General features: G+C 65.7%; 20 protein-coding genes. 17 read left to right on the forward strand and 3 right to left on the reverse strand.

Features of this window, described 5'->3' with window-relative positions; all coding sequences use genetic code 11:
- Positions 1–126: 126 nt before the first annotated feature.
- The 17 genes from fliE to LH20_RS18595 are packed head-to-tail and all read left to right on the forward strand — an operon-like array spanning position 127 to position 13,538.
- A complete protein-coding gene (gene fliE, locus LH20_RS18515; protein ID WP_053555497.1) occupies positions 127–471 on the forward strand; it encodes a flagellar hook-basal body complex protein FliE in 345 nt (114 codons plus the stop codon).
- A 3-nt stretch (positions 472–474) separates the two neighbouring features.
- Positions 475–2,121: a flagellar basal-body MS-ring/collar protein FliF gene (gene fliF, locus LH20_RS18520; RefSeq protein WP_053555498.1), complete on the forward strand. Its 1,647-nt coding sequence runs from the start codon at positions 475–477 to the stop codon at positions 2,119–2,121.
- Entirely contained in the window at positions 2,114–3,145 is a 1,032-nt protein-coding gene (gene fliG / locus LH20_RS18525; RefSeq protein ID WP_053555499.1) for a flagellar motor switch protein FliG, read from the forward strand. The genes fliF and fliG overlap by 8 nt, the downstream gene beginning before the upstream one ends.
- Positions 3,138–3,749: a FliH/SctL family protein gene (locus LH20_RS18530; protein WP_053555500.1), complete on the forward strand. Its 612-nt coding sequence runs from the start codon at positions 3,138–3,140 to the stop codon at positions 3,747–3,749. Before fliG ends, LH20_RS18530 begins: the two co-directional genes overlap by 8 nt.
- Positions 3,746–5,077 (forward strand): FliI/YscN family ATPase, encoded by a 1,332-nt coding sequence (locus tag LH20_RS18535; RefSeq protein ID WP_053555501.1) that lies wholly within the window; start codon positions 3,746–3,748, stop codon positions 5,075–5,077. Before LH20_RS18530 ends, LH20_RS18535 begins: the two co-directional genes overlap by 4 nt.
- On the forward strand, positions 5,074–5,520 hold the full coding sequence (locus LH20_RS18540; RefSeq protein ID WP_053555502.1) for a hypothetical protein: 447 nt from the start codon (positions 5,074–5,076) through the stop codon (positions 5,518–5,520). The genes LH20_RS18535 and LH20_RS18540 overlap by 4 nt, the downstream gene beginning before the upstream one ends.
- Positions 5,520–6,611, forward strand: a complete 1,092-nt coding sequence (locus LH20_RS18545) for a flagellar hook-length control protein FliK (RefSeq protein ID WP_158501166.1) — start codon at positions 5,520–5,522, stop codon at positions 6,609–6,611. Before LH20_RS18540 ends, LH20_RS18545 begins: the two co-directional genes overlap by 1 nt.
- Positions 6,612–6,628: 17 nt before the next feature.
- Entirely contained in the window at positions 6,629–7,237 is a 609-nt protein-coding gene (locus LH20_RS18550) for a flagellar basal body-associated FliL family protein (protein ID WP_053555504.1), read from the forward strand.
- Positions 7,234–8,136 carry a flagellar motor switch protein FliM gene (locus tag LH20_RS18555; protein WP_053555505.1) on the forward strand — a complete coding sequence of 301 codons (903 nt, stop codon included), beginning with the start codon at positions 7,234–7,236 and terminating at the stop codon, positions 8,134–8,136. The genes LH20_RS18550 and LH20_RS18555 overlap by 4 nt, the downstream gene beginning before the upstream one ends.
- Positions 8,129–8,464 carry a flagellar motor switch protein FliN gene (fliN, locus tag LH20_RS18560; protein WP_053555506.1) on the forward strand — a complete coding sequence of 112 codons (336 nt, stop codon included), beginning with the start codon at positions 8,129–8,131 and terminating at the stop codon, positions 8,462–8,464. The genes LH20_RS18555 and fliN overlap by 8 nt, the downstream gene beginning before the upstream one ends.
- On the forward strand, positions 8,464–8,739 hold the full coding sequence (locus tag LH20_RS18565; protein ID WP_053555507.1) for a flagellar biosynthetic protein FliO: 276 nt from the start codon (positions 8,464–8,466) through the stop codon (positions 8,737–8,739). Before fliN ends, LH20_RS18565 begins: the two co-directional genes overlap by 1 nt.
- Positions 8,729–9,502, forward strand: coding sequence for a flagellar type III secretion system pore protein FliP (gene fliP / locus LH20_RS18570; protein ID WP_053555508.1), 774 nt, complete (start codon positions 8,729–8,731; stop codon positions 9,500–9,502). The genes LH20_RS18565 and fliP overlap by 11 nt, the downstream gene beginning before the upstream one ends.
- A 5-nt stretch (positions 9,503–9,507) precedes the next feature.
- Entirely contained in the window at positions 9,508–9,777 is a 270-nt protein-coding gene (locus tag LH20_RS18575) for a flagellar biosynthetic protein FliQ (RefSeq protein ID WP_053555509.1), read from the forward strand.
- A gap of 10 nt (positions 9,778–9,787) precedes the next feature.
- Positions 9,788–10,567 carry a flagellar biosynthetic protein FliR gene (gene fliR, locus LH20_RS18580; RefSeq protein WP_053555510.1) on the forward strand — a complete coding sequence of 260 codons (780 nt, stop codon included), beginning with the start codon at positions 9,788–9,790 and terminating at the stop codon, positions 10,565–10,567.
- A gap of 4 nt (positions 10,568–10,571) precedes the next feature.
- Positions 10,572–11,717 (forward strand): flagellar type III secretion system protein FlhB, encoded by a 1,146-nt coding sequence (gene flhB, locus LH20_RS18585; RefSeq protein ID WP_053555511.1) that lies wholly within the window; start codon positions 10,572–10,574, stop codon positions 11,715–11,717.
- Positions 11,718–11,759: 42 nt separating this feature from the next.
- The gene (gene fliD / locus LH20_RS18590) at positions 11,760–13,136 is read left to right on the forward strand and encodes a flagellar filament capping protein FliD (protein ID WP_053555512.1); all 1,377 of its coding nucleotides are present in this window, start codon (positions 11,760–11,762) and stop codon (positions 13,134–13,136) included.
- A gap of 12 nt (positions 13,137–13,148) precedes the next feature.
- Positions 13,149–13,538, forward strand: coding sequence for a flagellar export chaperone FliS (locus tag LH20_RS18595; protein WP_053555513.1), 390 nt, complete (start codon positions 13,149–13,151; stop codon positions 13,536–13,538).
- Positions 13,539–13,683: 145 nt separating this feature from the next.
- Here the strand turns inward: LH20_RS18595 and LH20_RS18600 are convergent, their stop codons facing one another.
- From LH20_RS18600 to motA, 3 genes are all read right to left on the reverse strand, one after another.
- Positions 13,684–14,730: a sigma-54 interaction domain-containing protein gene (locus LH20_RS18600; RefSeq protein ID WP_235527023.1), complete on the reverse strand. Its 1,047-nt coding sequence runs from the start codon at positions 14,728–14,730 to the stop codon at positions 13,684–13,686.
- Between the two features lie 176 nt (positions 14,731–14,906).
- Positions 14,907–15,764, reverse strand: a complete 858-nt coding sequence (locus LH20_RS18605) for a flagellar motor protein MotB (protein WP_053555515.1) — start codon at positions 15,762–15,764, stop codon at positions 14,907–14,909.
- Positions 15,764–16,627: a flagellar motor stator protein MotA gene (gene motA / locus LH20_RS18610; RefSeq protein WP_053555516.1), complete on the reverse strand. Its 864-nt coding sequence runs from the start codon at positions 16,625–16,627 to the stop codon at positions 15,764–15,766. Before motA ends, LH20_RS18605 begins: the two co-directional genes overlap by 1 nt.
- Positions 16,628–16,704 lie beyond the last annotated feature (77 nt).

Below are 16,704 nucleotides of genomic sequence, written 5' to 3' on the forward strand. Positions count from 1 at the left end.
CGACCGTTCTTCCTCATTCCCGATCCAATCATCCTGTTGAAATACAGGGATAAACTTTTTTGGCACACGCTTTGCATACTTCTTTGGGCGCGTGGCGACCCGCCGCGCCCAGGACGGATGAGAGAGATGAGCACGATCGACCAGAGCCGACTGCTGCAGATGCGCAGTTCGATCCTCAGCCAGAACCAGGCGCTGCAACGCGCCGCGGGCCGCGGCGCTGCGGCCGGCGGCATCGATGGCAGCGGGGAAACGCCCGATTTCGGTTCGGCGATCTCGGCCGCGCTGCAGCAGGTCAACGCGCAGCAGGCACGCGCAAGCGACCTTAGCGAGGCTTATGAGCGCGGCGACACCCATGACATCGTCAGCGTGATGATCGAGCGCCAGAAGGCTTCGCTCGGTTTCGAGACGACGCTTCAGGTGCGCAACAAGCTGCTCTCCGCCTACCGCGACATCATGAACATGCCGGTGTAAACGATGGCCGATACCCAGATCCTCGCGCCCGTTCCCAACGCCGGCCGCTTTCCGGTCCCCGCCCTTGCGGACCGCATCGAACCGCTTCGCCAGTTCGTCAGCCAACCTGCCGTCCAGCGCGCGCTCCCCGCCATTGCGATGAGCGCAGCAATCGGGATGGCCGCGCTCGCCTATTTCACGATGCAGGCCGCTCCGCAGACGCAGCTGTTCGCGGGGCTGGACGATGCCGACAAGGCGGCGGTCGCCGAGGCGCTGCAGTCGCAAGGTATTGGTCATACGATCGACCCTGTTACCGGCGCGCTCACCGTTGATGCCGACAAGCTCTATCAGGCGCGCATCGCGCTCGCAGGCCAGGGCCTCCCCAAGGCGCAGCCGAGCGGCGACAGTCTGATCGCGGCGCTGCCGATGGGATCGAGCCGTGCGATCGAGGGAGAGACGCTGCGCGCCGCGCGCGAGGCCGACCTTGCGCGCACGATCGAGGCAATTGATGCGGTGAAGAGCGCGCGCATCCATATCGCCGCCCCCGAGCCCAGCCTGTTCGTCCGCGAGGACAAGCCCGCAACGGCTTCCGTCATGCTGACGCTGCAGAACGGTCGCTCGCTATCCGACGGGCAGGTTCAAGCCATCCGCTTCCTCGTCGCTTCCTCGGTGCCTGGCATGAATGCCGATCGGGTATCGGTAATCGACCAGCGCGGCGCCTTGCTGTCCGATGCTGCCACGTCGAGCGACATGCAGGCCTTCCAGCTCCAGACGCAGATGGAGGACCGCTTCCGCCGCGCCCTCGATACCCTGCTCGGCCCGATCTTCGGCGCCGGCAATTATACCGTCGAGGTCCACGCTGACGTCGACATGTCCGAAAGCCAGGCCACGCGTGAAAGCTTCCCCGAGAATGACCGGGCGCTGACGAGCGAACAGATAACCAAATCGGTCAGCGGGCAAGGGACCGCACCCGCGGTCGGCATTCCCGGCGCCTTGTCGAACCAGCCGCCGCCGGCAACCAGCCTGTCGCAAACGCCCACCCCCGCCAGTACTGCCGCAGGTCCAGGCACGGAAAGCAACGAACGCGCCGCGCGATCTTATGAGGTCGGACGGGAGATTTCGGTGACCCATCAGCCGCAGGGGCGCCTGCGCCGCGTGTCGGTTGCGGTCGCTCTCAATCAGGGCGCGAAGGCGCTGGGGCAGGCCGACCTTGCCAAGATCGACAATCTGGTAAAGGGCGCGATCGGCTTCGACGCAGCCCGGGGCGATCAGGTCGCGATCGGCCAGCGTCCCTTCGCCAAGATTGAAGACACAAGCCCCGCTTTCTGGGATCAGGGCTGGTTCCTGCCGCTGGTGAAGCAGCTCGGCGCGATCCTTGCTGCGGTCCTCGCCTTCCTATTTGTCGGCCGGCCGCTGATCAAGTCTGCAAAGGAGCGGGCCGCAACACGCGCCGAGCGCGACGCCGCGCTCGAAGAATCTCTCCTCGCGGCGACCGACGCACCGCCCGCGCTCGCGGGCCGCCGGGCGGGACGCGAAATCACGCTCGAAATGATCGAAGCCGCGCCGAGCTACGAGGCGCGCGCCAATCTGGTCCGCGAATTCGTCCGCCAGGATTCGGCCCGCGCTGCGCTCGTGGTGCGCCAACTGATGCAGGAGGGCGCCCGTGGCTGAGCTCGATCCCGCCCTCGGCGTTGCTCCGGCCCAGCCAGTGGACGGCTCGGCGGCTGCTGCCATCCTCCTCATGCTGCTCGACGAAAGCGAGGCGGCCGCAATCCTCAAGCACCTTGGTCCTGACGAGGTCCGCCAGCTCGCCAAGGCGATGTTCGACACTGCGAGTGCGACCGAGAGCGAGATCGACCAAGCGCTCGACCGCTTTGTCACCCGCAGCCGCTCGGTGAGCGCGCTCGCGGTCGGTGCCGATACGCGAATCCGCACGGTGATCAATCAGGCGGTCGGCAATGTCCGCGCGGACAATATTCTTGCCGCGGTTGCCCCGCAGTCGAGCGCGGCATCACTCGAGATGCTGCGCTGGATGGATGTCGATGCGATCAGCGCGCTGCTCGCAAGCGAGCATCCGCAGGTCGGCGCGCTCATCCTCTCGGTGCTCGTTCCCGACGTCGCCGCGCGTGCAATCGAAACGCTCGACGAAGGCCTGCAAGCCGATCTCGTGTTGCGAGCCGCGATGCTGAATGCTGTCCCTGCTGCCGCGATCGAAGACCTTGAAGCCGTCCTCGCCGCCGCCAATGTTGGCGGACAGCGCGTCGCGAAGCAGCCGATCGGCGGCCCAAGCGACGTGGCCAAGATCATGAAAGTGATGCCGCGCCATCTGTCCGAACGGACTATCCGGGCGCTCAAGAAGCACGACCGCCAGCTCGCCCAGACGATCGAGGAAGAGATGTTCGTCTTCGACAATCTGCGCGACCTCGACATGCGCAGCCTCGGCACGGTGCTGCGCGCGGTCGACGCCGCACAGCTGGCGCTGGCGCTCAAGGGCGCCGACGATGCGATGGCCGACCTGTGCCTCTCGACGATGTCGAAGCGTGCCTCGGAGACGATCCGCGACGAGATGGCCGAAATGACGATGGTCAAGCGTGCCGATGTCGACGAGGCGCAGAAGAGCATCATGCAAGTCGTTCGGCAGATGGCAGCGGCGGGTGAAATCGTCATCGGCGGCGGAGCTGACGACTATGTCTGACCGCAGCGCCGAAACCGGCTTTGCCCCGATCGCGCTCACCGCTGCCATGGCGCGCACCACCGGCTTCCGACCGCGCTTGTTCGAGCCCGTTGCGCCGGCTGTCGAGGTTCGGCCCGAGGTCTGCGAGCCCGCCGAAAGCGAACCCGCACAAGACCCTTTCGCGCTCGGCCTGGCCGAGGGCCAGCGCCTCGCCGAAGCCGCCTTCGCCGCCGAGCGCCACCAACTGCTAGCGCTCGTTGCCGCCGCCGAGGCGCTGCAGGACGAACCGAGCGAGGAGCTCGCGCAGATGATCGCCGAGACCGTGGAACGGCTCGTCCGCCAGATCGTCGCCGCCGCGCCGATCGACGCTGCCTGGCTCGCGGCGCAGGCGGAAACCGCGGCATCGATGATCGCTGAATGCGACAAGGCACGCACCTTGTGGGTTCATCCCGCCGACGCGGCCCTGCTTGTCGACTGCCCTCTGACGCTCCCCGTCGAGGCCGATGCTTCCATGATGCGGGGCACCGTCCGCATCGAGACGTCCGCGGGGTGGATCGAGCATGGCAGGTCGGTCTATCTCGACGAGCTACGCGCTGCCCTTGGCCGCGAGGAAGAGCGCGCGTGACGCGGCGTCTCGCCATGACCGCGCAGCAGCTGCTCGCGCCGATCGATCTCGCCAAGGCGAGTCCGCGCCGTATCGGCACGCTCGTCGCTCACGAGGGGATCATGCTTGAAGTCTCGGGCTTTCCGCAGCCGCTCGGCAGCAATGTCCGCATCAAGTCGGCGAGCGGAGATTATGTGAATGGCGAGGTCGTCGGCTTTCGAGGCCACCGCAGCCTGGTTCTCCCCTTCGACACCAACCAGCCGCTCGTCACCGGCGCACCGGTCGAACCGCATGGGGCATCGAGCATGGTGCCCGTCGGCAAGGCTCTTCTGGGCCGCATCATGGACGCGCAGGGCAATCCGCTCGACGGCCGTCCGCCGGTCAAATCGCAATTCCAGTGGCCGCTCGCCGGACGCAAGGTCAATCCGCTGCGCCGCGGCCGGGTGACAAGGCCGCTCAACATGGGGGTGCGCGCCATCAACGGGCTGCTCACCGTCGGGGAAGGCCAGCGCGTCGCGATCGTCGCCGGATCAGGCGTGGGCAAATCGGTGCTGATGGGTCAGATGATCGCGGGTACCGAATGCGACGTCATCGTTGTCGGGCTCATCGGCGAGCGTAGTCGCGAGGTCAGCGATTTCGTCGAGACCAAGCTGCCGCCCGCTGTGCGCAAGAAATCGGTCGTCGTCGCCGTCCCGGCTGATCATCCGCCGCTGCTTCGTCTTCGCGCCGCGATGCGCGCGACCGCGATCGCCGAGGCCTTTCGCCACGAAGGAAAGAAGGTTTTGCTGCTGATCGACAGCCTGACCCGCGTTGCGCATGCGCAGCGCGAAATCGGGCTGACGCTCGGCGAGCCGCCGACGATGAAGGGCTATCCGCCGTCGGTGTTCGCGCTCATCCCCTCGCTCTGCGAGCGTGCAGGCATCGACCGCGAAACGGGCGGCTCAGTCACGGCGCTTTACACCGTGCTGGCCGACGGCGGCGACATCGAGGATCCGGTGGTCGACTCCGCGCGCGCGATCGTCGACGGGCATATCATCCTGTCGCGCACCCTCGCCGAGCAGGGGGTCTATCCCGCGATCGACGTCGCACGCTCGCTCTCTCGCACCATGGCGGATTCGGTCGACGCGGCGCATCTCGCAGCCGCCGCGCGCTTTCGCCAGCTTTGGTCGGCTTATGAAGAAAATCGCGACCTGATGCTGATGGGGGCATATGTCGCCGGCGGCGATCCCGTGCTCGACGAAGCCATCGCCCGCCATGCCGACCAGCTCGCCTTTGTCACCCAGCCTGCCGGAACGCAGGTCGATTTCGCCACGTCTCGCCAATCTCTCATCGAAGGATATCCTGCATGACTACCCGCACCGCACGCCGCAAACGTATCATTCGCGTGCGTTCCGTCGAGCATCAGATGGCAGAGGCCAATCTGGCGCGGGCCAATGGCGAGCTTGCCAATCTGGTCGAGCTTGCGAAGCGGCTCGAAACGCTGCGCGTGGACCTCGCGATGGCCAAGGGCGAGGTCGCCGGCCGCGCGCTCAATTCGATCGGCGAGCTCGCGATGCGGCTCGACATGGCCAAGGAAAATCTCACCGCGCCGCTGAGCCACGCAAGCGCGCGCCGCGACCAGCTGGGCGCGCTTGCTCGCCGCGCGATGGCGAAGGAGGAATCCGCGGTGCGCCTCTATGAGCGCGGCCGCAAGTCGGCCGAACAGGAATTGGAGCGCCGCAGCGACGCCGATCGTCCGCACCGGCCCCGCGGCGGCATGCAGCTGCGCCTGATCGAAGGTGGCATCGCATGATGAGCGCGCTGCCCCAGGCGCCCGCGCAGGCAGGGATTTCCGCGATTCTCGCCACTGTGGGTGGCGGGCGGCCGGGCGAGTCCGGTAGCGGCTTCAACCAGCTGTTCGCGGGGCTTCCCGCCGAGCAGCCAATCGACGCCGCACCCACGCTGCCAAATGGCGAACTGCCGCTCGAGATCGCGGGCGATCCCGGGCAGGCGAAAGACGCGCTTGCGTCGCAGCTCGCCCTCTTGTCAGAACCGGCGGCCGCTGCCGCGCCAGGCAAGCCGCATTCGGCCCCTGGCGCGAGCGCGGCGGCGGCGCTGCTTTCCGTCCTCGATCAGGGCCTTTCTGTCGCCCAGTCGCCCGCCGCCGCGTCGGGAACGATCGCGGGAGCAAGGGCAACCCCCCTCATCGACGTCGCCAACGGAGCTGCGGTGGAGGAGGACACGTCTGCTTCGCCCGATGCGTCCCCTGATGTGCCGGCACTGCTCGCTGCAATCCTGCCCTCTGACGCCGCACCGGCCGCACCGCAGGCGGCCGAGCCCGTCCTGCAGATTGCCACCGCGGCTAAGAGCGCCACGTCGATTGTCCCCGATACCGGCGCGTCGATGGCTGTCATCTTCGCGCAGCCTGCGACGCACGCGGCCCCCGCGGTCCTTCCGGCCGCCAGCGCAGCGCCCATCGCTGAGCGCGTGCTCGATCTCGCTTCGGACGATGCGTGGATAGCACAGCTCGCCTCGGACATTGCGGCGACGAAGTCCCAGACCGGCGACATCAGCTTTCGCCTGATGCCGCGTCACCTCGGCCGGCTCGATGTCGCAATGACCAGCGATGATGCCGGCGTCTCCGTAAAGCTCGACACCCAGCATGAGGCGACCGCGACGATTGTTCACGCGGCGCAGGGCAAGCTTGTCGACGACCTGCGCCAGCAAGGCGTCCGCGTCGTCGGCGCCGAGGTGACCTGCACGCCGGGTGAGACCGGTCGCCAGTCGCAGGGTCAGGGCCGCGCGCCCGCAAACGACCCCGCGCACCTCATCGAAACCGCCGGCGAGCACGCCGAACCGCATCGCGAAGACCGCACCGCCTCGCGCCGCGGCCGCTTCGCCTGAACTGAAAGGGTCGAGCCATGACGAAGGACAAAGCCGAAAGCCCGAAGAAGGGCGGCAAGATGAAAAAGCTGCTCCTGCTCACGCTGGGTAGCACGATGCTGATCGGCGCGGGGGCCGGCGCAGGCATCTATATGGGCGGCGGTTTTGCCGCCGAAGCCTCAAAGCCGGAGGACCTTTATCCCAAGCTCGTTCTGCGCAGCAAAAGCGGCGAGGCGGCACCCGCCAGCGAAGCGGGCAAGGAGGAGGCACCGCTGAAGGTTGGCACGGTGTCGGTGCCCAACGACCGCTTCAAGGTCGATCCGCGCAAATATGAAATCACCTACATCCCGGTCGATCAGGCCTTCACCACGAACCTCGCCGACGGGTCAGGCTTCTTGCAGGTCGGAATCAGCCTCGCGACCTTCTATGACGGCAAGCTCGTCTCCAATGTCCGGCGCCAGATGGTGCCGATCCGTTCGGCGGTGCTGATGGTACTCGCCGAGCAGGACCCGGCGCTGCTTTCCACCTCGCATGGCAAGCAGCAGCTCCAGCGGCGTCTGACCGGCGCGATCAACGCAGTGCTGCGCGAGAAGGAAGGCTTCGGCGGCGTCGACAACGTCTATTTCACGAGCCTGGTGATCCAGTGACCGCGCGCGCCAAGCCTGCCCGTCATGACGCCAAGGCGTCACTACTGCTGCGCAAGGCGGAGGATGATTATGCCTTTCCCGCGCTCGACGGCATCGCAAATCGCCTGACGCGATCGCTGCGTGATCTCGTGCGCGCGCTCGGCGCACCGGCCGTGCAGGTCGAGCGCGGGACCGCGGAGCAGATGCGCTTTGAGGACTGGTGCGCGTCTGCTGCGCCGGCAATCTTCTGGCGCTATCACGCCCCGCCGCTCAAGGGTCCGGTGCTCATCGCCGCCGACCGTTCGTTGCTCCTGCAGCTCGTCGACGTCTTCTATGGCGGAAAGGGCCAGCTTGTGAGCGCGCGCGAGGAGTTGACCGACGCCGAGGAGCGATTTGCCGCCCGCCTCGGCCGCGACCTCGGCGAACAGCTCGCCGCCGCCTGGGCCGATGTCATGGCGATCGAGCCGCAGCTCGACTGCGTCACCTGGGATTCAGCGAAACTCCAGGCGGTCCGCGCCGACGATGAGCTTCACGTCCAGCGCTTTACCCTGCGCGGTGCACCTTTCGAGGGGCGGACGATATTGTGCGCCTATCCGCTCGCAGCCCTGCGCGGGATCAGCGGTGCCGAACCGATGCCCGCCACTGCCGACGAGCCTGCAGGCGACCCTGCGTGGACGATGGCCCTCTCGCGCGCGCTCAAGGACGTGCGCCTGCCGGTACGCTCGGTTCTCGCCCGCCCCGAGGTCCCGCTCACAAAACTTCTGTCTTTAGAGGTCGGCGATATCATTCCGTTAACCATACCGCGTCATGTCCCGATAACCGTCTCCGGCCGCAATTTTGCTTCCGGCAGTATCGGTGAAGCGAATGGAAACGCGGCCATCTTGATTGATCGCATCGAAAAAGGACCGGATCATGAGTGACATCAGCGAAGCCCCGAAAGCTGCGCGCGACCGCCGCGAGGGCAAGAGCATCGCCGCCGCGCCCAATTTCGACCTGCTCGCGGGCGTCTCGCTGCGCGTCTCGGTCGAGGTCGGGTCGACGTCGATGGCGCTCGCCGACCTGCTGACGCTCGGCGAAGGCAGCGTGGTCGAACTCGACCGCTCGGCGAACGACCTGCTCGACATCTATGCCAATGGCACGCTGATCGCGCGGGGCGAGATCGTCAATGTCGACGGCCGCTACGGCATCCAGGTCGCTGAAGTCGTCGCGCCCGACCGCGCTCTGGCAGGCTTCGAGCGGAGGGCCTGATGCTCGAATATATCCTGCGCCTCCTGATCCTGCTGCCGATCGTCGGCGGCATGGCCTGGGGCAGCCTGTGGCTTTGGAAGCGCGTCCAGATGGGCGGGCCGCTCGGCCTGCAAAAGCAGGAACGCCCGGTTGAAATGGTTGGCGTGCTGCCGCTTGGCCCCGGAACCAAGCTTGCCGTCGTCGAATTTGCGGGTCAGCAGATCCTGCTCTCGGTCTCGCGCAACGGCGTGACCCGCCTTGCCGATAATAGCCAGGGCGATTTTCATGTCGACTGACATTCGCCACCGCTGGCTGGGTGCCGCCGCCCTTGCGGGCGGCCTCGCGCTCGCCGCGTTCGCGCCCGCGGCGCATGCGCAGGCAGCCGATGGCCTGTCACGCGCGGTGAGCGAGATCGGCGGCGATGGCCGTCCGCTGTCGCTATCGCTCCAGATTCTGGTCCTCATGAGCTTGCTGACGGTTCTGCCGTCGCTGCTCCTCATGATGACCAGCTTCACGCGCATCATCATCGTGCTCTCGATCTTGCGCCACGCACTGGGGCTTCAGCAGACCCCGCCGAATCAGGTGCTCGTGGGCCTCAGCCTCTTCCTGTCGCTGTTTGTAATGCAGCCGGTGATTAGCGAGGTGAACCGCGTTGCGATCGAACCCTATGGCCAGGAACAGATTGATATCGGGGAAGCGATGGTCCGCTCGGGCGACGCGCTGCATGGCTTCATGATGACACAAACGCGCAAGACCGATCTGATGATGTTCGCGAAGATCGCGAAGGCACCGGCCTACGCAAGGCCCAGGGACGTCCCCTTCTCGATCCTTCTGCCCGCATTCGTCACCAGCGAGCTTAAGACCGCCTTCCAGATCGGATTTCTGATTTTCCTGCCTTTTCTCGTGATCGACCTGATCGTCGCATCGGCGCTCATGTCGCTCGGCATGATGATGCTGTCGCCCACGGTGATCTCGATGCCCTTCAAGCTGCTCCTCTTCGTCCTCGTCGACGGCTGGGCGCTGACGATGGGCTCGCTCGCCTCCTCCTTCGGAACCTAGCGCCTATGGAAGCCGATTATTTCATAGGCGTCGCCCAGCAGTCGCTGTGGATTCTCGCGCTCGCCTCGGCGCCAATCCTGATCCCGGTGCTCGTGGTCGGCGTGCTGCTCGGCATGGTGCAGGCGGCGACATCGATCAATGAACAGACTTTGAGTTTCGTGCCCAAGCTGATCGTCACCGCGATATGCCTCGCGATCTTCGGCGGCAGCATTCTCGTGCTGCTCACCGATTTCACCCGCGATCTGTTTGCGCAGATTCCGGCGCTGGTGCGCTGACCATCCGCGCATGAACCCCACCGACATCCCCAATGTGGAAGCGATGCTCCAGCTCTGGATGCTGGGGATGATCCGCCCGGGCGCCGCCTTTGTCGCAGCACCGGTGTTCGGCGCGGCCAATGTGCCCGTGCAGCTGCGTCTCGTCATCGCGCTCGCGGTCGGTGTGCCTGCGGTGGCCGCCTCGGGCCTGGTGCTGCCCGCAGACGGGCTGGTGTCGTGGCCCGGCTTCATCCTCATAATCGGTGAGGTCGTCGTCGGGCTCGCGATCGGTTTCGTGCTTCAGATGGGTCTCGCCGCTGCGCTGCTCGGCGGGGAGGCGATCAGCAACGCGATGGGCCTCGGCTTTGCGTCGATGATCGATCCGCTAAGTGGCACCGCGAGTTCGGCGATCGGCCAGTTTCTCTCGATGCTCGCGACGGCGCTCTTCCTCGCCGCCGACGGGCATCTCGTCCTCATCGACATCATCGTCGACAGCTACAGCGCGCTCCCCCCCGGAAACGCCTTCCCTTCGTTCGGCGCGATCGGCGGCATCATCCGCTTTGGCAGCCTGATGTTCGCAGCCGGGCTCACGATCGCGCTGCCGGTTGGCTTTGTCCTCCTTCTCGTCCAGCTGATCATGGGCGTCATCGGTCGGTCGGCACCCGCCATGAACCTGTTCGCGGTCGGCCTGCCCGCGACACTGCTCGCCGGTGTCGTGCTGCTCGGCATGGCGACCCCGGTGATGGCCGAAACGCTCGCGCGGTTTCTCTCGGATGCGCTCGATATGGCGCGGCTGGTAGCGACAGGCTGATCCGATGGCGGGCACCAGCGACAAGGACCAGAAGACCGAAAAGCCGACGCCCAAGAAGCGCGCCGATGCGGCCCGCGAGGGCGATGTGCTGATGTCGCGCGAACTCGCCACGGCATTGATGATGCTCGCGGGAGCCGGCTGGCTGTTCGCTGCGGGCGGCTGGCTGGTCCAGTCGGCGGGGGACCTTTTGAGGCGCGGCTTGACCCTCGGCCCCGACGATGTTGCCCATTTCGCGCCAGGCGAAGCGCTGCTGCGCAACGGCGCCGAGATTCTGCTGCCGCTCGCCAGCCTGTTCGCACTGGCGCTCCTCGCCGGCATCGCGGGGCCCGCGATGCTCGGCTCGCTTGGCTGGCGCGGCAAGGCGCTCGCCTTCAAGGGCAACCGCATCAACCCGTTGAACGGGATCAAGCGCATTTTCGGAATGCAGGGCCTGATCGAGCTGCTGAAGTCGATCGCCAAGGTGCTCCTTTTGGGGAGCATCGGTTATTGGCTCGTCGCGCGCAGCCTGCCTGCGGTAATGACAATGGCCTCGGCGGACCTCAATGCGGGAATCGGGCTTGCTGGCCGCGCGATCGGCCAGGCGATGCTCGCGCTCGCAGGCGGTCTGGTGGTCATCGCGCTGATCGACGTGCCTGCGCAATTGTTTCAGCGCAACAAGCGGCTGATGATGACCAAGCAGGAAGTGAAGGAGGAAATGCGCCAGTCCGAAGGCGCCCCCGAACTCAAGCAGGCGCAGCGCCAGCGCGCCCAGGAGATCCTCAGCGGCTCGGCGCGCAAGGCGGTGTCGGAAGCCACCGTAATCTTGACCAACCCGACCCATTTCTCGGTCGCCTTGCGCTATCGTCCCGGAATCGACGCCGCGCCGGTCGTCGTCGCGCGCGGCCGCGGCGACGTCGCGCTCGCGATCCGCGAGCTTGCCCGCAGCGCCGATGTACCGCTGCTCGAATATCCGCAGCTCACCCGCGCCATCTATTTTACAGCGCGCGCAGGACGAATGATCCCGCAGGAGCTGTTCGTCGCCGTCGCGACCGTGCTTGCCTTTGTCTTCCAGCTCGAACGCGCGGCGGCCGAAGGCCGCGCACAGCCGGTAGTCGACGTGCCGGCGTCGCACCGCTTCGACCCCGACGGCCGCCGCGAGAATCCGGCTTAATGTCGTCCCCGTGCCGCCGTTAAGAGGTCAAAGGATAGTGCGATGACCACGAATATTATCAACAGTCTCGGCATGGGATCGGGGATCAACATCCCGCAGCTCGTCGCCGACCTCGCCAACGCCTCGCGGGCGCCGAAGGTCGAGCGGCTGAGCCAGCTCAGCCAGCAGAACCAGGCCCGTATCAGCGCGGTCGCGCAGGCCAAGTCGGACCTCGACGGTTTCGCCGATTCGCTGAGTTTGATGGTCAGCGACGGCACACTGCGCAGTACCCCGACCGTTTCGGACGACAGCGTGCTCTCTGCCACGGCGCGCGCCGGTCTGGCGGCCGACAGCTATTCGGCGACGATCGAAGTGACACAGCTCGCGCGTGCCCAGACCGCCTACTCTGGCGTGGTCGCCGATCGCACTTCGGCAATCGGGCAGGGCACGATGACGCTGAGCATCGGCGGCGCAGACCACGCGATCACCATCGACGCCTCGAACGACAGCCTCGACGGGCTGGCAGCTGCAATCAATGCCAGCGATGCGGGCGTCAGCGCCTCGATCATCGCCGACGAGGGGGGTTATCGCCTTATCGTCAAGGGTGCGACCGGCGAAGCGAACGCCTTCACCCTGACCGCCGACGCGGGTGCCGATCCTGGTCTCGCCGCCTTCGGCTATGGCGCGGGCGGGAGCATGACGCTCGGCCAGGCGGCCAGCGATGCCCAGTTCACGATCGATGGCGTCGCCTTCAGCCGCGCGACCAATATTATCGACGATGTGGTTCCCGGCATGTCGCTGACACTCAAGAAGGCAGCGCCCGGCCAGCCGATCGACATTGGCGCGAGCCGGCCGCTCGACATGATCAAGCAGACCGTCGGCGATTTCGTGGCAGTCTATAATCAGGTCAAGCAGAGCCTGGCAGCAGCAGCCGACATGTCAGGCGCCACGCGTTCGCTCCGCCAGCTCGAAAGCCAGCTCGCCGACCTCGTGGGCAAAATGCTGACCAGCGATCCCGCGATCAACAAGCTGACCGACATCGGCATTTCCACCACCAAGGAGGGGCTCCTCTCGCTCGACAGCGCCAAGCTCGAAAAGGCGCTCGCGACCAATGCGGGCGCGGTCGAGGCCTTGTTCAATCCGCGGCGCGATGCGACGCACAGCGAAACCACCGATCCGGGCATTGCCGCGGCGCTGGACGCGATCCGCGACGCGGCGGTCGCCGCCGACGGCGTAATTGACCGTGTCTCGAAATCGCTGAGCGCGAAGAGCGAAACGCTCGCAGAACAGCTTGAGAAGGTGGAGCAGCGCGAGGACGCCTATCGCGCGCGGCTCGAGAAGCAATATGGGACGCTCGATGCCCGCCTCGCCGCCTTCAAGGCGACGCAATCCTATCTCGAACAGCAGATCGAGATGTGGACCAACCAGAAGAACAGATAAGAGCCTCCCTCCGTGCCACCGACCGCCTCGTCTGTCCGCGCAACCGGCCTTTATCGCCGGTTGCAGCACGAAAGCCGCGCCGCCGCCGCCGACCCTGTCGAGCTGGTCCAGATGCTCTATGACGAACTGGAGATTGCAGTGGGCGTCCTCGCCGCGATGGTACGGCAGGGGCAGCGGGTGTCGGCAACCGAGCCCGCGCACCGCGCGCGCGCGATCCTCATCGGCCTCGACGCCGGGCTTGACCGCGAGGCGGGCGCTGATGTCGCCGAGGCGCTCTCGCGCGTGTACCGGAGCATGCGGCGCAAGCTTGATGATGCGGTCGCCGCGAATAGCGCCGAAGGGTTCGGGGAGCTGCTTGACGGGATCGTCACGATCAGTTCGGCGTGGCGGCAGCTGCGATAGAGCCGGGCGCTGGCGACGAAATTCGGGGCCTCGGCAAAAAGCGGTGCGCCCGGCCGTCCAGAGTGGGGACGGACGGCCGGGCGGCTGCAGGGGATTTGGACCAGTGCGACCCCCTTGTTAAACGGACTGAATCGGGCGCGGCGGGTCAGGCCGCCTGCTGCTGAACCCCATATTTGCGCATCTTTTCGATCAGCGTCGTGCGCTTGAGGGTCAGCAGACGCGCGGCCTCCGAGATGATACCATCGGCAAGGTCCAGCGCGACGTGGATCTGCTCGAGCTCGATCGTTTCGATTTCGCGCTTGAGGTCGATGGGACGCCCGGGCGCGGGCGTCTTTGCGACAGCGTGCAGCGGCAGCTCGTCATTGCTGTGCTGCGCTGGTGCAACTGGCCTGGGCGCGGTGGGATTGAGGAGCAGCGCGACATCGTCCGCGCCGAGATTTTCGCCCCCATGAAGCACACTCGCGCGCTCGACGAAGTTGCGAAGTTCGCGGACATTGCCCGGCCAGTCGTGACGCATCAGCAGCGCGAGCGCCGCCTCGTCAAAGCGGCATTTAGCCTCCGCATGCATCCCGCTTTGAAAGTGGCGGATCAGCGCCGGAATATCCTCGACGCGGTCGGCAAGGCTGGGAACCTGCAGCACGACGACCCCCAGACGGAAGAACAGATCTTCGCGAAACTTGCCCTCGGCGATTGCAGCGCCGAGGTCCTGGTGTGTCGCCGAAATGACGCGGACATCGACGCGGCGCGCCTCGCTGCTGCCGACGCGGACGATCGTCCGGTCCTCGAGTACGCGAAGCAGCTTGACCTGCATGTCGAAGCGCATGTCGCCGATTTCGTCGAGGAAGAGCGTGCCGCCCTCGCTCGCTTCGAAATGGCCGATGCGGCGCGCGGTAGCGCCGGTAAAGCTGCCCTTCTCATGGCCGAAAAGTTCGGATTCGATAAGGTCGGCAGGGATCGCGCCACAGTTGATCGCCGAGAAGGGCTGGCCGGCGCGGGCACCCTCCTCGTGGATCGCGCGGGCCACGAGCTCCTTGCCCGACCCCGAGGGACCGCAAAGCATCACCGAGGCGTTCGACCGTGCCACCCGGAGGATCATTTCGCGAAGCCGACGGATCGCCGGGCTGTCACCGATGATCGCCGTTTCAAGCCTTGCAAGACCGTTGTCGTTCTGCCCCACCTTGGTCATCTTCATCTCCATCGCGCCCTTTCGAGGCGCCCCCTTCGACGGACGAAGAAATTGAAGAAAATGGTAAACAAGCCGTTTACCAGAACCAGCCAACTCTTTCTAAAACAAGGATTATTGCCATTTTGGCAGCAAGAGGGGCGCAATTGCGTCGTTACGATTTTGGCAATGACGCCAACTTGGCGCTAATTCTCGCCCCCTGCCCAGCCGAGGGTGATCGAGATGCGGCGGTTGCGCGGGTCGAAATGATTTGAGGGCACATAGGGTTCCCGGTCGGCGACCCCCTCGATGCGCGAAAACCGGTTGGAGGCGATACCGCGGTATTCAAGATATTGGCGCGCCACTTCGGCGCGCTCGACCGACAGGCGCCAGTTGTTCGTCCCCGCCTTCGCCGACCAGGGTGCAGCGTCGGTGTGGCCGCGAATCATGAGCTGGTTCGGAATCCCGGCAACCAGCTGCGCGATCTGGGCAAAGAGACGCGAGGCATCAGGCGTGAGCTCGTTGGTGCCGAGCACGAACATCGAAAAATCGGCGTCGTCGACAATGTCGATGCGCATCCCTTCGCGCGTCTCGGTGAAGCGGATATTCCGCGCCAGGCGGCGAAGTTCCGCCTTCGCCTCAACCTCGCGCATCAGATCCTTGGCGATCTGCTGAAACTTGGCGCGCTCGTTCTGACGCCCCATGGCCTCGCGCGGGCCGCCCGTCGCATCGCGCGGGATTGTCATCGCCTTGGTGCCCGTCTGCCCCGCCTCGTGCGGATATTTGTCGACATCGACGAGCGACGACCCGCCGAAAAGCCCTGTCGAGCCCGCGGTGTCCTGCTTGGTCTGGACGATCGTTGGCGCAAAATAGTCCGCAAGCGCCTTTCGCTGCTTCTCCGTCGTCGCGCCGAGCAACCACATCAGCAGGAAGAAGGCCATCATTGCAGTGACGAAGTCGGCATAAGCGACTTTCCACGCCCCGCCATGATGCGCGGCGTGACCCGACTCGACCACCTTCTTGACGATGATCGGACGCAGCGGGGTATTTGGGCGCGCGGCCATTAGCGACCGCGCATTCCGTCGAAGACCTCGGCAAAGCTCGGCTGGTTGCTGTGGTCGACCCCCGAGCGTGCGGCCTCGATCACGAGAGGCTGCGGATGGCCGTGGAGCGATGCGATGATGAGCTGTTTCACCGTGTGATAGATTGCAGCATCGCTTTCGATCACCGTGCGCGCGCGGGCCGCAAACGGACCCACCAGGCCATAGGCGAGCAGCACGCCCAGGAAGGTGCCCACGAGCGCCGAACCGATCATCGCCCCCAGAATCTCGGGGGGTTTGTCGATCGAGCCCATCGTCTTGACCACCCCGAGGACCGCCGCGATGATTCCGAGCGCAGGGAGCGCGTCGGCGAGGCTCTGAAGCCCGTCGGCGGGCTTGATCGCGTGGTGGTGGTGGTTCTTCACCGCATTGTCCATCACCTCCTCGACCGCATGAGGGTCGAGCGTGCCGGAGGAGACAACAACCAGGCGCAGCGTGTCGCAGATCAGATGGACGAGCGTCTGGTCCTTGAGCAGCTTGGGATATTGCTGGAAGAGCGGGGAGTTTGCCGGATCTTCGATATGCGGCTCTACCGCGACCGGCCCCTCGGTTCGCATCATCTTCATGAGCGTGGAAACAAGCAGAATGCAGTCGAGATAGTCGGACTTCTTGTAGGTCGGCCCCTTGAAGACCTTGCCGAGCCCGCCGCCAAGTGCCTTGAGGTCGCGGCCCGAATTGCCAATGATCAGCGAGCCGATCGCGGCGCCGCCGATGATCAACATCTCGTGCGGGAGCGCGTGCAGAACGGGTTCCAGATTACCCCCGGTCAGCGCGAAACCCCCGAAGACCAGCAGGATCAGAACGACGATGCCGATGACGGGAAACATGCAGGCTTCACTCCGGTCGGGGTCGGAACCCCAAAAAAACAGGCAGGCGTTTCGATGAGTAACGACAGCGCGCGCGA

Source organism: Sphingopyxis sp. 113P3, assembly GCF_001278035.1.
Taxonomy (GTDB): domain Bacteria; phylum Pseudomonadota; class Alphaproteobacteria; order Sphingomonadales; family Sphingomonadaceae; genus Sphingopyxis.